Source organism: Streptomyces tailanensis (assembly GCF_008386495.1).
GTDB lineage: Bacteria > Actinomycetota > Actinomycetes > Streptomycetales > Streptomycetaceae > Streptomyces > Streptomyces tailanensis.
In genome coordinates this window covers 20733-36459 of the sequence record NZ_VTHJ01000018.1, presented here as the reverse complement: position 1 = coordinate 36459, position 15727 = coordinate 20733, and the positions used below count along the sequence as shown (strand labels likewise).

The 15727-nt window shown below is 69.7% G+C and carries 14 protein-coding genes; 2 read left to right on the top strand and 12 right to left on the bottom strand.

Annotated features, from left to right (window positions below; genetic code table 11):
* Positions 1–203 precede the first annotated feature (203 nt).
* The 3 genes from F3T56_RS17015 to F3T56_RS17005 form a co-directional block, all read right to left on the bottom strand.
* Complete coding sequence (locus F3T56_RS17015; protein WP_149826022.1) at positions 204–3836, bottom strand: HEAT repeat domain-containing protein; 3633 nt, start codon at positions 3834–3836, stop codon at positions 204–206.
* A 75-nt stretch (positions 3837–3911) separates the two neighbouring features.
* Complete coding sequence (locus tag F3T56_RS17010; RefSeq protein WP_149826021.1) at positions 3912–4310, bottom strand: VOC family protein; 399 nt, start codon at positions 4308–4310, stop codon at positions 3912–3914.
* A gap of 79 nt (positions 4311–4389) precedes the next feature.
* Positions 4390–6297, bottom strand: a complete 1908-nt coding sequence (locus F3T56_RS17005; protein ID WP_149826020.1) for an AMP-dependent synthetase/ligase — start codon at positions 6295–6297, stop codon at positions 4390–4392.
* Positions 6298–6565: 268 nt separating this feature from the next.
* On the opposite strand from F3T56_RS17005, the gene F3T56_RS17000 reads away from it, so the two are divergent.
* Complete coding sequence (locus F3T56_RS17000) at positions 6566–7501, top strand: MaoC family dehydratase (protein WP_149826019.1); 936 nt, start codon at positions 6566–6568, stop codon at positions 7499–7501.
* Between the two features lie 241 nt (positions 7502–7742).
* Here the strand turns inward: F3T56_RS17000 and F3T56_RS16995 are convergent, their stop codons facing one another.
* The 6 genes from F3T56_RS16995 to F3T56_RS16970 all read right to left on the bottom strand — a co-directional run bounded on the left by F3T56_RS16995 (position 7743) and on the right by F3T56_RS16970 (position 11947).
* Complete coding sequence (locus tag F3T56_RS16995; RefSeq protein ID WP_149826018.1) at positions 7743–8411, bottom strand: TetR/AcrR family transcriptional regulator; 669 nt, start codon at positions 8409–8411, stop codon at positions 7743–7745.
* 39 nt (positions 8412–8450) lie between these two features.
* Positions 8451–8783, bottom strand: coding sequence for a DUF4229 domain-containing protein (locus F3T56_RS16990; RefSeq protein ID WP_149826017.1), 333 nt, complete (start codon positions 8781–8783; stop codon positions 8451–8453).
* Positions 8784–8900: 117 nt separating this feature from the next.
* On the bottom strand, positions 8901–9425 hold the full coding sequence (locus tag F3T56_RS16985) for a GNAT family N-acetyltransferase (RefSeq protein ID WP_149826016.1): 525 nt from the start codon (positions 9423–9425) through the stop codon (positions 8901–8903).
* Positions 9426–9477: 52 nt separating this feature from the next.
* The gene (gene mqnE / locus F3T56_RS16980; protein ID WP_149826015.1) at positions 9478–10641 is read right to left on the bottom strand and encodes an aminofutalosine synthase MqnE; all 1164 of its coding nucleotides are present in this window, start codon (positions 10639–10641) and stop codon (positions 9478–9480) included.
* 70 nt (positions 10642–10711) lie between these two features.
* Entirely contained in the window at positions 10712–11167 is a 456-nt protein-coding gene (locus F3T56_RS16975) for an Lrp/AsnC family transcriptional regulator (RefSeq protein ID WP_149826014.1), read from the bottom strand.
* An 87-nt stretch (positions 11168–11254) separates the two neighbouring features.
* Entirely contained in the window at positions 11255–11947 is a 693-nt protein-coding gene (locus tag F3T56_RS16970) for a UbiX family flavin prenyltransferase (protein ID WP_149826013.1), read from the bottom strand.
* A 104-nt stretch (positions 11948–12051) separates the two neighbouring features.
* Here F3T56_RS16970 and F3T56_RS16965 point away from each other — a divergent pair, with 104 nt between their 5' ends.
* The gene (locus F3T56_RS16965) at positions 12052–12702 is read left to right on the top strand and encodes a rhomboid family intramembrane serine protease (RefSeq protein ID WP_149826012.1); all 651 of its coding nucleotides are present in this window, start codon (positions 12052–12054) and stop codon (positions 12700–12702) included.
* Here F3T56_RS16965 and F3T56_RS16960 read toward each other — a convergent pair.
* Genes F3T56_RS16960 through F3T56_RS16950 form a run of 3 tightly spaced genes read right to left on the bottom strand, consistent with a single transcriptional unit; the run spans position 12692 to position 15668 of the window.
* Positions 12692–13264: a Uma2 family endonuclease gene (locus F3T56_RS16960; RefSeq protein WP_149826011.1), complete on the bottom strand. Its 573-nt coding sequence runs from the start codon at positions 13262–13264 to the stop codon at positions 12692–12694. The two genes, F3T56_RS16965 and F3T56_RS16960, sit on opposite strands and share 11 nt — an antisense overlap.
* 47 nt (positions 13265–13311) lie before the next feature.
* Positions 13312–14214 (bottom strand): menaquinone biosynthesis prenyltransferase MqnP, encoded by a 903-nt coding sequence (mqnP, locus tag F3T56_RS16955; protein WP_149826010.1) that lies wholly within the window; start codon positions 14212–14214, stop codon positions 13312–13314.
* Positions 14211–15668, bottom strand: a complete 1458-nt coding sequence (locus tag F3T56_RS16950; RefSeq protein ID WP_149826009.1) for a menaquinone biosynthesis decarboxylase — start codon at positions 15666–15668, stop codon at positions 14211–14213. The genes mqnP and F3T56_RS16950 overlap by 4 nt, the downstream gene beginning before the upstream one ends.
* Positions 15669–15727: the final 59 nt, after the last annotated feature.

Below are 15727 nucleotides of genomic sequence, written 5' to 3'. Positions count from 1 at the left end.
TTCGACTTGCTCGAATTTCCTTACGAGGACCGAAGTTCCGCCGGGGACGGAAGAGAAAGGGGACGAAGCCGAGGCAAAGAATTCGCTCCCGGAATGTGGAAATCCTGGGGACTCCACCGGCGTCGGTCGCGTCGGCCCCTTTCCACAATGGCCTTGTCAGCGCCGACCGGACAGCGGCGTCACGCCAAAAACATCGGCACCCCTCAGGGCAGTTGGTCGGCGATCGGGGCCAGCGCCTCGGCGGCGGCCAGGGCCCGCGTGGCCTCGTCGCGTACGGCGTCGTCCGTCTCGATGCGTTCGCGCAGGAGCGGGATGGTCGCGGAGTGCGCCGGCCAGCCGTAGGCGAGGGACTGGAGGGCGGCGGTGCGGGCGGCGGGGGCCGGGTCGGTGGTGGCGCGGGTGCGGAGGAGTTCGGCGGTGGCTTCGCCCGGCTCGTGGACGGCCCGCCAGCGGAGGGCGTCGGCGCGGATGCCAAGGTCGGGGTCGGCGGTCGTACGGTCGAGGATCAGTTCGCGGGTGGTCGGGGCGTCGCCGTTGGTCGCGGCGAGGAGGCGTAGGGCGGCCGAGCGGACGGAGGCGGCGGGGTCCGCGGTGGCGCGTTCGTGGAGGCGGGGCCGGAGGTCGGACTCGTCGCCGATGTAGTGGCGCAGGTGGTCCAGGACCGTCGCGCGTACCTTCTCGTGCGGGTCCGAGGTCAGACGGTCGAGCGCCAGGTCCCATGTCCCGGGCTCGTCGCTCCGGCCCTCGCACAGTTCGCCGAGCGCGGTCGCGCGTAGCTCCTCGTGGGGGTCCGCGACGGCACGGTCGCGGATGAAATCCCAGAAATCCCGGGAGTCCCAGGCGTCGGCTTCATGGAATCTCCGCCAGGCCAGAGCGCGGAGCGCGCTCCCCCGGGCGCGGTCGTCCGGATCCTCGACGACCCGGCGGCGGAGGAACTCCCATACGTCAGCCTCGGGCCCCGCATCACCCCTCGCCCTCGCCAGTTGGCTGCAGGCTTCTCCGCGCACATCCGGGTGCGGGTCGGTGACGGCGATGCGGCGCAGCAGTTCCCAGGTGTCGGGATCGTTCGGCCACAGTTGGCGCAGGGCCTCCACAGCGGATTGCCGTACCGACGGATCCGTGTCCTCGACGGCGAGGGCGCGGACAGGTGGCCATCGCTCCTGGCGGATGTGCATGAGGTACACCACCGTCCGGCGAACCCTCGCGCTCGGGTCCTCGACGGCGAGCTTGCGCCACAGTTCCCTCACCACAGCATCGTCGCCCTGCACATATCCGAGCTGATTGGCCGCACGGCTCCGGACCTCGTCGGACGAATCCTCGACGGCGAGACGGCTCAGCAGCGCGAACGTGTCTCCGTCGTCCTTCCGGTACTTGGCCAGCGCATCCAGAGCCGCAACACGATCGCGCTCAGCGGATGCCGATTCGGCCATGGTGACGAGGGGTGCCCATGCGTCTCCGTCCACGTCCCCGTACAGACGGCGGAGGAGGAGGGCCAGGCCTCGGACCTTCACATCCGGGTCGGTGACCGCACGCTCGCCGAGCAGGGTCGCGACGGCGCCTTCATCATCACGTCCGTCATCACGTCCGTCTCCACCGTTGTCGATGTCGACGAGCACGTTCAACAGGTCTCTGCGCAACTCCTTGTCGGGGTCCGCCGACGCCCGTTCCCGGAGCAGGGCGGGAATGTCGGCTCCGGTGTCCGTGACGTGTTCGGCGTCACCGGAGTGCCAGCCGTCGACCAGCAGCAGGAGCATCCACCGCCGGGTCTGGCCGAAGCGAGCGTGTGTCGCCATCGCGAGGCATGCCCGGCTGTCGTAGAGCGTGCAGGCGAGGCTCCCGCCCACATCCGGGACTTCGCCGAACTGGCCCCGCAGATGGAACCACCGCAGAAGCCGGGAACGCCCGCTCCAGTGTTCGGGAAACGCGTTGCTCAGTACGTCCGTGAGGTCTTCCCGGTCGTGGAGCAGTTCAAGCCAGCCGGCGTCCGTGCCTTCGAGACACCTGATCACCGAGTCCACCACATGCCGGGTCTGCGCGCCGACCGCCCCGATCCCGCGCACCTCCGCCAGCGCCCGAGTCGCCAGCACCAGCAGCCGGGCCTCCGTCTCGATCCTCCGGCGCCGGTGCATGAGGAGGAGCCGGTCGATCACGGCGGCGGCCTCCGGTTCGCCCACCTGCCCGACCAGCAGCAACAGCACCTCGTGCCAGGCGGGATCCTCCGCATGCCGGACGACGACCTGCTCGATGAACTCCTCCGGGGTCCACTCCCGGTAACGGGTGTAGCGGCGGTCGATGTCCTCCGCCGCCAGGTACTCCAGGAAGGCGCGGTGGACGAAGCCGTAGACCCCGCCGCCGTAGTGGCTGAGGATGAAGTTCCGGTCGCGGAACTGGCGGACCATGGCTCGGGCGGCCGACACGGCCTGGGCCACCGGGAGTTCGTACTGCTCGCGCAGGTAGTCCTTGAAGGTGGCGAGGAGTACGTCCTGGTGGATGTGGTTGCCGGCGATACCGCCCTCGCCGTCCTGCATCCGGCGGGCGACGAGTCGTAGCAGCTCGTGGCGGTCCTCGTCACCCAGGTACGACAGGGCCTCGACGTCGTTGGGGGCGCGCAGGTTCTTGGCGTGTTCGTCCCAGTGGGCGATCAGGACGGCGACGGCGTGGCGGTAGACGCCCTGGCGGTCGCGGGGGAGTTCGCGGCGGCGGCCGATGATGGCGAGGATCGTCAGCAGCAACGGATTCCCGGCGAGATCACGCACCGGGCGGGAACGGGCGACCGCGGCCATCAGGCGGTCGTACAGGCGTTCCGCCCGGTCCTCGTCGTGCGGGCACGAGGTGGCGTACCACTGCCAGGCGAACTCGTCGATCCGGTCCTCGTCCAGGTCCTGGATCATGAAGTGCCGGAAGCCCGCGCGTTGCAGGACGCCTCGCTGGTAGCCGATGACCCGCGAGGTGACCACGACCCGTACGCCGGCGTCCCGGTGACGGCCGGCGAAGTCCGCGATGCGATGGGCGACCTGCTCGCGGGCGGCGGGGTCGAACAGCTCGTCGAGGCCGTCGAAGACGACGATCATGCGCCCCTCCGACAGAAGCTTCTCCGTGACGGGCGGCGGGGGTGCCAGGCCCTTGGTGGTGTGGAGGTACTTGAGGAAGTCCTCGAAGGTCAGGTCCCACCAGGGTCCGGCGGCGTACTCACGCAGTTCGAGGACGAGGGGCACACGACCCGCGAGGAGCCGCAGAGAGTCGTCGGTCTCGCCCCTGTCCTCGGTGAGCGCGAGCGCCAGATGGCGGGCGAGAGTCGACTTGCCCGCGCCGGGGTCGCCGAGCAGGACGACGCGGGTCGCCTCCGGATCCGCCAGGACGTCGAGGACGTCCAGCGCGGGGCGCTCCGCGTAGGCCTGCCGGGCGCGGTCCAGCGCTTCCTTCGTCTCCCGGCCCAGACCGGAAGGCAGGCCGGCCGGCCAGTCCCCGGAGTCGACGAGCCGTCTACGCAGGTCCTGCGGGAGTTCCACCGGCGGCGGGTCCGCCCGTACCGCCGGCGGCACGAACACCTCGTTCAGCCCGACCGGCGGATGCTCCCCCTCCTCCGTAGGGATCAACACGTCCAGGTCGAGCCGTCCGTAGCACTCCCGCACACGTACCGCGTACCGGCGCAGCGCCGCGTCGACCTGCTCGGCCCTCGGCGGGGCGGATTCCGGGGCGGTGGCCGTCTGTTGCACGTACTGCGTGCCGACGTACGTGACCGGGCTGTTGTCCCCGGTCGTGGCGGCGTGCACATCCCGCCCCGCCCCGATCGCACCCTCGCCGCCGGCATCCACACGATTCCCGTCCCGCCCCATGTCCAGGACGGTAACCCAACGGCGTCCCCCGGGCCCTGTGCGTACGGCACACCCAGCCGAGCGGAACGTCCGTCGCTACTCCGCCTCCCCCGGCGCAGGCCACCTCCTGGCATGCGCCTCGAACACGTCCGGGGCGCTGTGCACCGGCACGACGCACACCAGGTGCCCGCCGGGGGCACGGAGTACGCGGCACTCGAGCCACTGCGCCACCTGCACGGCCCCGAGGGCGACGAGGCGGGCGGTCTCGGCCTCCACGTCGTCGGTCTCGATGTCCAGGTGGACGCGGGGCGTGTCATCGACCGCCTGGACGACCGTGGTCAGCCCCGGCAGCGCCTCGTGAAGCACCGTGAACTGCGGCTCGGAGGGCACCGGCCGGGCGGGGGCGCCGAGCACCGCCGCCCAGAAGGCCGCCGCCTGGTCGGCCTCGGCCTCGGGGGTGTCGAACAGGACGGCGTAGACGCGGCTTCTGTGCACGAGGGGACGGTATCCGGTGCCGGTTCGGGCGACCTGCGCCGCCGTCCCCTGAGGTTCAGGCTCAGGCGCTCAGCGGCCTCTATTTCTTGTATAGCTCCTCGATCTCCGCCGCGAACGCCTCCTCCACCACCTCCCGCCGTAGCTTCATCGACGGGGTCAGGTGGCCCTCCTCCTCCGTGAAGCCGCCGGGGATGATCGTGAACTTGCGGATGGATTCCGGGCGGGAGACCAGGCGGTTGGCCTCGTCCACCGCGCGTTGGAGGACGGCGTGCAACTCGGCGTCGTCGGCGAGGAGTTCCGGGGGGACGGCGTGTTTGGCGTTCATCTGGCGCCAGTGGGTGATGCCCTCGGGGTCCAGGGTCAGCAGGGCCGTCACGTAGGGGCGGCGGTCGCCGATGACCATGGCCTGGGCTATGAGGGGGTGGGAGCGGAGCCAGTTCTCCAGGGGGGCCGGGGCCACGTTCTTGCCGCTGTCGGTGACGAGGATCTCCTTCTTGCGGCCGGTGATCGTGAGGTAGCCCTCGTCGTCGAGTTCGCCTATGTCGCCGGTGGCGAACCAGCCGTCGGGGCCCGCCGGGACGACGCCGCCGGCCTGGGGGTCCCAGTAGCCGCGGAAGATCTGGCCGCCGTGAAGGAGGACTTCGCCGTCCGCCGCGATGCGGACCCGGGTGCCGGGGAGCGGCCGGCCCACCGTGCCCAGGCGGGGGCGGGTCGGTGGGGTGACCGTCACGGCCGCTGTCGTCTCCGTGAGGCCGTAGCCCTCGAAGACCTCGATGCCGGCGCCCGCGTAGAAGGCGGCGAGGCGGCGGCCGAGGGGGGAGCCGCCGCAGATGACGTAGCGGACCCGGCCGCCGAGGGCGTTGCGGATGCGGCGGTAGACCAGGGGGTCGTAGAAGCCGCGGGCGGCCTTGAGGAAGGTGGTCGGGCCCGGGCCCGTGCCGTGTTGTTGCGACTCCAGGGCCTCGCCGTAGCGGCGGGCGACGGCGGCGGCGCGGTCGAAGGACGAGGCGCGGCCCATGCGTTCGGCGGAGGCGCGGGCACTGTTGAAGACCTTCTCCAGGACGTACGGGATGAGGAGTAGGAACGTCGGACGGAAGGACTTCAGGTCGGCGAGAAGGTCCTCCGTGCGGAAGCTCGGTGAGTGGCCCACGCGTATCCGCGCCCGCATGCACGCGATCGCCACCATGCGGCCGAAGACGTGGGCGAGGGGAAGGAAGAGGAGCGTGGATGCCTCCTCGTCCGTCTTCGCGCGGAAGATCGGGTACAGGAGGTCGATCGCGTTGTCGATCTCGGCGAAGAAGTTGCCGTGGGTGAGGGCGCAGCCCTTGGGGCGGCCGGTCGTGCCCGAGGTGTAGATCAGGGTCGCCAGGGTGTCGGGCCCCAACACCCCACGCCGCACGGAAACTTCCTGGTCCGACACATGGCGGCCCAGCTCGGCGAGGCGTTCCGTGTGGCCCTTCTCGAAGACCCACATGTGACGGAGGTCGGGGATGCGGTCGCGTTCGGGGCCGAGGGCGGCTGCCTGGGAGGTCGACTCCACGGCGAGGGCCACGGCGCCCGAGTCCTGGAGGATCCAGCGGGTCTGGAAGACGGAGGAGGTCGGGTAGACGGGGACGGTCACCAGGCCGGCCGCCCAGGCCGCGAAGTCCAGCAGCGTCCACTCGTACGTCGTCCGGGCCATGATGGCGATACGGTCGCCCGGCATCAGGCCCTCTGCGATCAGGCCCTTGGCCACCGCGAGCACCTCGGCCGCGAACTCGGCCGCCGTCACGTCCCTCCACCGGATGTCCTCCTCACCGGGGCGGTCCTTGCGGCTGAGGACCACCGACTCGGGGGCGCGGTCCGCGTTGTCGAACGGGATGTCCGCGAGTGAGCCGTACGCGACGGGCGCGGCCAGCGGGGGCACGTACGCCTCTCGTACGGCGCCGTCCAGTAGCTTCAACTCGGGTTCCACCAGGGCGGGTTGGGTGCGGTCGAGGCTGGACACGGGCGGCTCCTGGGCGTTCGGTGTGCCCGGATCGTACGGGGTGGTTGTGTGAGGTTTGTGTGAGTGCGGGGATGGTCCGGAGGTGGTAACGGGCCGGGGATGTGCAGTGTCGGTGACCACGTCCGTGCAGGTCAAGGGGGTGTCAAGTTACCTGAGGGTCGCTCAACTCCCCTTCCTGCCACTATCACTTACCTCGGGTAACCTGACCGTGGAGTAAGTAGCTGGAGCAAGCAGGCGGAGCCGGGCACGAGGAGGGGGAAACCGTCCGATGAACAGCCTTACCCCCACCCTCACTCTCACCGGGTCGCCCGCTCTCAGCCCTCTCCTCGCCAAGGGCGCCCTCCTCTCCCCGCGCAAGAGCCGCAAGCTCCCCCGCATCACCGGCCCCCTGCGCACGCCCGGCACGAGCACCCGGCTCGTCCTCCCCGGCGTGCGGATCGACCTCGCCCGGCTCGCCGCGTACGAGCGCGTCTGCGGCTTCCCCACCGGCGACGACGCCGTCCCGCTCACCTACCCCCACGTTCTCGGCTTCCCGCTCGCCATGCGTCTGATGGCCGACCGCGACTTCCCGCTCCCCCTGCTCGGACTCGTCCACACCTCGATCGAGATCACCCGGCGCCGAGAGCTGCCCGCCACCGGGGAGTACGAACTCACCGTGTACGTCGATGAGTTGGCCCCCCATCGCCGTGGCACGGAGGCCACGGTGGTGACCGAGGTCCGGGACGGGGGTGATGGGGGCGACGGGGGCGAGGTCGTGTGGGAGTCGCGGAGTACGTATCTCGCGCGGCATGAGGGGCGGACGGGCGGGGGACCGCGGGAGGAGCGCGTTGGTGGGGGTGGGCGTCCTCGCGGGGTCGAGGGCGCGTCATTTCCGGCTGTTGCCGAGTGGCGGTTGGGTGGGGATGTCGGGCGGCGGTACGGCGCGGTGTCGGGGGACCGTAACCCGATCCATCTGCATCCGCTCGGCGCCCGCCTCTTCGGCTTCCCCCGGGCCATCGCGCACGGCATGTGGACGGTGGCGCGCTGCCTCGCCGAGCACGGTACGCCTCCGGCGGCCCTCGTCCGCGCCGAGTTCAGGGCGCCGGTGACGCTCCCGAGCACGGTGACGTACGCGGCGGACGGCCGGGCGGGCGGCGACTTCGAACTCCGCGGCAGTGGGGAACGGGTGCATGTGAGGGGCAGTGTGTACCCGCTCATTGCCTGAGTGCGCGTACGAGCTCGATCCGGTCGGTAGTGGGGCGAGTGCGGGTGGTGGGGGCTGGTCGCGCCCACGCGGCGGAGCCGCAAATCGACACAGTCCCGCGCCCCTGGAAAGCAGGGGCTGCGCCCCGTGCTTTTCGGCCCGCGGGGCCGTGTCTTTCAGGGGCGCGGGGATCTGCGCGAACGACCCCTACTCACCCGCACCCGCCCCACAACCCCACCCACCCGAGCTCTCTCGCGTCGAACTATCCAGCCCCGTCCGCCACTTGGGCCTCGGTCGGCGGAGCCCAGGGCCGGCCCTCCATCAGGTCGCCCAGGCCGGACCAGGCGAAGTTCATCAGCGTGGCGGCGGCCTGTCTGGCGGTGATGCCGGGGGTGGCGTTGGCCCAGGCGGCGAGCGCTTCGGCGGCGCCGACCAGGGCCTCGGCGAGACCGGCCACCTCGCGCTCCGGGAGGGACGGGTCGCGGCGGGCGTCGCGCGCGGCGACCAGGATGAGCCCGGTCACGAACGCGACCATCTCCTCGCGCATCGCCGCCACCTCGGCGGCGAACGGTTCGCCGTGCGTACGGGCCTGGAGGTGCAGTACGGCCCAGGCGTCCGGGTTCTGCGCGGTGTGCGTGAAGAACGCCCGCAGCCCCTCCCAGAGTTGGCGGTCGGCGGGCAGCTCGGGGTCCACGCCCGCGCGTACGGCGGTGGTGAGCGCCTTGGCCTCACGGCGGATGCAGGCCGTGAAGAGGTCTTCCTTGGAGTTCAGGTACAGATACACCAACGGCTTGGACACGCCCGCCAGTTCGGCGATCTCGTCCATCGACGCGGCCCGGTACCCGCGCTGCCCGAAGGTCCGCACGGCCGCGTCCAGCATCTGCTGTTCCCGCACCGCACGGGGCATCCGTTTGCTCTTCACAGCACCCATGCGGGCAAGCGTACGGTTCCCCTGCCGGGAAAGATCCCGTTACGAGGCCTGTGCCTGGCCCGATGCCGTCTCGCTCTGCTTCCTCGCCTCGTCGTCGGCCTCGTCCTCCACGCTGCTGTTGGCGGCGAGGTTGGACTTGACGCGGTTGATGCGCTGGTCGAGGTGGGGGGCGATCTGGGCGGAGGCCCGGTCACGCTCCTTGCGGAGGACGACGAAGCTGATCGGCGCGGAGACGACCAGGGCGAGGAAGATCACCCACATGCCGTTGGAGGAGCCGAGGCCGCGCGGGGCGACACCGGAGTAGACGAGGGCCCAGACGACCACGAAGCAGCCCACGAAGATTCCGAGGCGCATCAGTGTGTAGCGGAGCATCTCAATCCACTCTTCCGTCTCCGTTTGGGCATCCCTGCGTCATCCAGTGAAACACGGTCGGCGTGCGATCTTGCACGGGGGTGCGGGGGTGCGGGGGTGCGGGCGCCGGGAGAGGTCTCAGGTCAGGGGCAGCAGCATGGTGATGTCGTCGCGGTGGTCGTCCGGGGCGACGCGTATCGCGCCGGGGACGCGGCCGACCTCCTTGTAGCCGCAGGAGGAGTAGAAGTGTTCCAGGCCGAGGCCGCCGCGGCAGGTGAGGCGGATGGCGTCGATGCCGTCGAAGTGGCGGGCGGCTTCCTCCGCGGCCGTCATGAGGTCGCGGCCGAAGCCCTTGCCCTGGTGGGCGGGGTGGACCATGACCGTGTACAGCCATACCCAGTGCGTCATCAGGTGGTGGGTGTTGAAGGTGAAGAACGCGGTGGCTGCGGGAGTGCCGGTTTCGTCGAAGCCGGCGAGCAGGCGCTGCCTGCCTTCCGCCATGCCGGCCATGTGCTGGATCAGGGCCGGGCGTATCGCCTCCGGCGTCACCGGGGGTACGAAGCCGACGGCTCCGCCGGCGTTCGAGACGTCTGTCCAGAGGGTGAGGATGCCGTCGCGGAGGGCGGGAGTGAGGGGTGGGTCAAGCTGGAAGGTAAGGGGCATGTCGGGAGGTTAGCTATTACGCCTGAGTCCGTTCAACCAGATTCTCGCCGGGTCAGACTCGCATCGGCTGAGGGGACTCGCGACGCTCCGGGTCGGGCCCCTCGTACTCGCGGATGATCTCGTAGCGGGTGTTCCGTTCGACCGGGCGGAAGCCCGCGTCTCGGATGAGGTCCAGGAGGTCCTCGCGGGTCAACTTGTTCGGCGTGCCGTAGTTGTCGGCGTCGTGGGTGATCTTGTACTCGACCACCGAGCCGTCCATGTCGTCCGCACCATGCTGAAGGGCCAGCTGCGCGGTCTGGACACCGTGCATGACCCAGAAGACCTTGACGTGCGGGACGTTGTCGAACAACAGCCGAGAGACCGCGAAGGTCTTCAACGCCTCCGCGCCCGTCGCCATCTGCGTGCGGGCCTGAAGACGGTTGCGTACCTTGCCGTCCTTCATGTCGACGAAGTCGTGCTGGTAGCGCAGGGGAATGAAGACCTGGAAACCGCCGGTCTCGTCCTGGAGTTCACGCAGGCGCAGGACGTGGTCGACGCGGTGGCGGGGCTCCTCGATATGGCCGTACAGCATGGTGCACGGGGTCTTCAGACCCTTCTCGTGCGCCAGGCGGTGGATCCGCGACCAGTCCTCCCAGTGGGTGCGGTGGTCGACGATGTGCTGCCGGACCTCCCAGTCGAAGATCTCCGCCCCGCCACCCGTCAGCGACTCCAGGCCGGCGTCGATCAGTTCGTCCAGGATCTCGGACGCCGACAGACCGCTGATCGTCTCGAAGTGGTGGATCTCCGTCGCCGTGAACGCCTTCAGCGACACATTCGGAAGGGCCGCCTTCAGCTCCCTCAGCGAGCGCGGATAGTAGCGCCAAGGCAGGTTGGGGTGCAGGCCGTTGACGATGTGCAGCTCGGTGAGGTTCTCCGACTCCATCGCCTTGGCGAGCTTGACGGCCTCCTCGATCCGCATCGTGTACGCGTCCTTCTCCCCCGGCTTGCGCTGGAAGGAGCAGTACGCGCAGGAGGCCGTGCACACGTTGGTCATGTTGAGGTGACGGTTGACGTTGAAGTGGACGACATCGCCGTTCTTCCGCGTCCGCACCTCGTGCGCGAGCCCGCCCAGCCAGGCCAGGTCGTCCGACTCGTACAGCGCGATGCCGTCCTCGCGGGTCAGCCGCTCACCGGAGCGGACCTTCTCCTCCAGCTCGCGCTTGAGCCCGACGTCCATGCCGACACCTTTCACTGATCAACCACCGATCAACCGCCTCAGAAAACCTTCCCCACCGTACGCCAACCCCCTAGTGCTCCTCCGGCAGCTCACCCACCCGGTTCTCCCACTTCGTGGAGAGCACGATGGTCGTACGGGTCCGGGAGACGCCCTTCGTTCCCGAGAGCCGGCGGATGGTCTTCTCCAGGCCGTCCACGTCGGGGGCGCGCACCTTGAGCATGTACGAGTCGTCGCCCGCGATGAACCAGCAGTCCTCGATCTCGCCCAGGTCCCGCAGCCGGTTCGCCACGTCCTCGTGGTCGACGGCGTCGGAGAGCGAGACACCGACGAGCGCGGTCACGCCGAGGCCGAGGGAGGCCGCGTCGACGGTGGCGCGATAGCCGGTGATGACCCCGGCCGCCTCCAGCCGGTTGATGCGGTCGGTGACGCTGGGTCCCGACAGACCGACGAGGCGTCCCAGCTCCGCGTAGGAGGCCCGGCCGTTCTCCCTCAGGGCCTGGATGAGCTGCCTGTCCACCGCGTCCATGCGATCGGTTGCCTTCCGCTGAAGAGTGTCGTTGTGGGTGGTGCGTGAGATGAGAGTGGTGCGACGGGTGAGCGGTGCCGGTGAGAGTCAGGTACGGGGCGAGCGCGCCCCGCCGACGTCGCCCTCCCAGCGCCGGTACAGGGTGTGCTCGACGCCCGCCGCGTCCAGCACCCGTCCGGCGACGAAGTCCACCAGGTCCTGGATGTGCGTGGCCCCCGCGTAGAAGGCCGGGGAGGCGGGCAGTACGGTCGCGCCAGCGTCGTCCAGGGTCACCAGGTGCCGCAGCGTCTGCCCGTTCAACGGGGTCTCGCGTACGGCGACGACCAGGCGCCGCCGCTCCTTGAGGGTCACGCTCGCCGCCCGCTGGAGCAGGTCCTTGCTGAGGCCCAGCGCGACGCCCGCGACGCACGCCGTCGAGGCGGGGACGATCAGCATCCCCTTGACGGGGTACGAGCCCGAGGACGGTCCGGCGGCCAGGTCGCCGGCGCTCCAGTGCCGTACGCGGTCGCCCTCGATGTCCACGGCGAACGTGTCCGGCTTCCCGTCGGCCCCCCGGCACAGCCATTCCCGCAGGTCGTCCTGCCAGTGCGCGTCCCGGAACGAGATGCCCGTCTCGTCCAGCAGGGTCAGCCGTGAGGCCCGGGACACCACGAGGTCGACGCTCTCGCCGGCGGCGAGGAGCGCGCGGAGCACTGCCGCGGCGTATGGGGTGCCGGATGCGCCGGACACCCCTACGATCCAAGGCGTACGCGGCGTCTCTCCTGGCTTGACTGGGTTCACGAGACCGAGCCTATCCGGCGGCGTGGGGCGGGAACCGGTCAAGGGGGCACGGTCGTTTTCCTGAAGGGACGCGGGTCGAGTTCCGAGTCGAGTCGGGGGTTGTCATGGCGGATGGATCGGGCGGGGTTCGCAGAGTACGTGGCGTGCGTGGTGTGCTGAGCACGGAGCGGGCATGGTCGCGCGGGGAGCGGGCGAAGGCCGCCGCCAAGGTGATGGTGGGCTGGGTGGCGCTGCTGTGGCTGCTCGAGTTGATCGATGTGGCGAGCGGGCATGCGCTGGACGACTTCGGGGTCATGCCGCGTGCGGTGCGCGAGCTGGTGGACGTGGTCCCTTCCGCCTTCATCCACTTCGGCTTCGGTCATGTCGCGGCGAACAGTGTGCCGTTGCTGGTGCTGGGCTTTCTCTCCGCCCTTGGCGGGCTGCGGCGCTTTGCCGCCGTCTGTGCACTGATCATCGTCGCCGATGGGCTGGGGGTCTGGCTCATATCCCCTGACAACAGCAACACCGCCGGCGCCTCGGGCGTCGTCTTCGGTCTCTTCGGCTTCCTCCTCGTCAGCGGCTTCGTCGAGCGCCGTCTGCTGGGGGTGGCCGTGGGTGTCGTCATCGCCGGTATCTGGGGCGGCTCCATCCTCGCGGGCATCGCCCCCACCCAGACCGGCATCAGCTGGCAGGGGCACCTGATCGGGCTGGTCACGGGCGTCGTGGCGGCGTTCTTGTTCCGCCGCCGTGAGCCCCGCAGGGCGCTCACAGCGTAGGGCGCGCCTTCGGGTCCACAGGGAGACTGCTGGTGGCGATCATGAGCTTGCCGAGGGGAGAGTCGACGGTCAGGTCAGGGCCGTAGGGGATGGTGTCGCGGCCCTGGTAGCCGTCGGAGCCGGGATTCCACATCATGACGGCGTGGCCCTTGAGAGGATCCAGGATCACGTAGTTGGTGATGCCTCGCGAGGCGTACCAGCGAGGCTTGATCTCGTAGTCGCGGCGGATGCTCTCCGGCGACACCACTTCGGCCACGAACTCGATCAGATCGGCGGGATACGAGCTACGGTTCTCCGCCTCCGCCTCGGCGGGGATGACCGCGATGTCCGGGCAGAACTCGTTGGCATCGTCAAAGGGGAACGCCACATCGCTCACCAGGGCCCAGTCCGGCGGAAGCTGCTCCTCCAGGTTCGCCGACACCCTCAGGATCGTCTTCCCATGGAATGGCCTGACCGGGTTCATCACGATGCTGCCCTCGACAATCTCCGTCAGATAGCCGGGGAACATGTCCTCCAGCCTGCTGAGCTGCGAGTGCAGGCGGTCGATGCCCGAGACGGTCACGCTGGCCTCCCTGGGGTTCCTGCTCTCGATGGTAGGCCGCACCGTAGCTACACGGTCAGACCCCGAACCAGAAGATCAAGCAGCGCACACACGAACAGGGCAATTCCGATGAACCCGTTGACGCTGAAGAACGCACGGTTCAGGCGAGACAAGTCGTGCGGCCGGACGATCGTGTGCTCGTACACGAACGCGCCCGCCACGATCGCCAGACCCAGCCAGAGGAAGGTGCCCGCGTCGGTCACCACGGCGTACCAGATGAACAGGCCCGTCGTCAGGGCGTGGCACACCCGCGCCGCCCACACCGCCCCCGGGATACCGAAGCGGGCCGGGACCGAGAGGACACCCGTCTCGCGGTCGGAGTCGACGTCCTGGCAGGCGTAGATCAGGTCGAAGCCGCCGATCCAGACGCCCACCGCCAGGCCGAGGATGACCGCGTCCCAGGACCAGGCACCCGTGATCGCCAGCCAGCCGCCCACCGGGCCCATGGCCTGGGCGAGGCCGAGGATCGCCTGGGGGTAGTTCGTGAAGCGTTTGCCGTAGGGGTAGACCGCCATCGGGATCACGGCGATGGGGGCCAGGGCCAGGCACAGGGGGTTCAGCAGGGCCGCCGAGCCGAGGAAGACGACGACCGCGATCAGGGCGCCCGTCCAGGCGTGGCGGACGGACATCGCGCCCGTCACCAACTCGCGGTGCGCCGTACGCGGGTTACGGGCGTCGATCTCGCGGTCGATGATCCGGTTGACCGCCATCGCGAAGGTGCGCAGGCCCACCATGCAGATGGTGACCAGGAGCAGACGGCCCCAGTGGATGTTCCCGTCCAGCTGGAACATCGCGGTCAACGAGGCGATGTACGCGAAGGGCAGCGCGAAGATCGAGTGCTCGATCATCACCAGGCGGAGGAACGCTTTCGTCCGGCCGGGCTGGGGGATGGCCGCGGAGGCGCTGCTCACAGTCCGTACTCCTTCCAGCGGCGGTCCACCAGGGCCGCCGTGGCCGGGTCGGACTCCACCATGTCCGGCCAGCCCCCGTCCCTCGTGTACCCCTCCTCGATCCACTTCTTCGTCGCGTCGATCCCCGCCTTGCCGCCCCAGAACTGCTGGTAGGAGGCGTGGTCCAGATGGTCCACCGGGCCTTCGACGACCGTGAGGTCGCGGGCGTAGTCCGTGTTGCCGAGGGCGCGCCAGGCGACCTCGTGGAGGTCGTGGACGTCGCAGTCGGCGTCGACGACGACGATCAGCTTGGTCAGGGACATCATGTGGGCGCCCCAGATGGCGTGCATGACCTTCTGCGCGTGCTTCGGGTACTTCTTCTCGATCGAGACGATCGCGCAGTTGTGGAAGCCGCCCGCCTCGGGGAGGTGGTAGTCCACGATGTCCGGCACGATGATCTTCAACAGGGGGAGGAAGAAACGCTCCGTCGCCCTGCCCAACGGCCCGTCCTCCGTCGGCGGGCGGCCGACCACGATCGACTGCAGCAGCGGCCGCTTCCGCATCGTCACGCAGTCGATCTTCAGCGCGGGGAACGGTTCCTGCGGTGTGTAGAAGCCGGTGTGGTCGCCGAACGGGCCCTCGGGGAGCATCTCGCCGGGCTCCAGCCAGCCCTCGATGACGACCTCCGCGTTCGCCGGCACCTGCAACGGCACCGTCTTGCAGTCGACCATCTCGATCCGCCTGCCCGCGACGAACCCGGCGAACAGGTACTCGTCGATGTCGCCCGGCAACGGCGCGGTCGAGGCGTACGTCACGGCCGGCGGGCAGCCGAAGGCGATGGCGACCGGCAGTCGCTCGCCGCGCTTCGCGGCCACCTGGTAGTGGTTGCGGCTGTCCTTGTGGATCTGCCAGTGCATGCCGATGGTGCGCTTGTCGTGGCGCTGGAGGCGGTAGAGGCCGAGGTTGCGTACGCCGGTCTCGGGGTGCTTGGTGTGGGTGAGGCCCAGATTGAAGAAGGAGCCGCCGTCCTTGGGCCAGGTGAACAGCGCCGGGAGCTGCTCCAAGTCGACGTCGTCGCCGAGCAGGACGACCTCCTGGACCGGCGCGCTGTCGGACTTCACCTTCTTCGGCGGGACATGGGCCATCGCTCCGAGCTTCCCGAAGGCCTCGCGCACCCCCACGAACCCGTGCGGCAGCTCGGGCTTGAGCAGGCCGCCGATCTTGCCGCTGATCTCGTCGTACGACTTCAGGCCGAGCGCCTTCAGCAGGCGGCGGTCGGTGCCGAAGACGTTCATCGCGAGGGGCATCGAGGAGCCCTTCACGTTCTCGAAGAGCAGCGCCGGGCCGCCGGACTTGTTCACCCGGTCGACGATCTCCCCGACTTCCAGACACGGGTCGACCTCGGCCTTGATGCGCTTGAGATCGCCCTCGCGCTCCAGTGCGCGGAGCAGGGAGCGAAGATCGTCGTAAGCCATGGGGTCAAGTATCCCCGAGGGGCTACCCTGACCCCGTCATGGGGCCCCGCTCGCGGTCC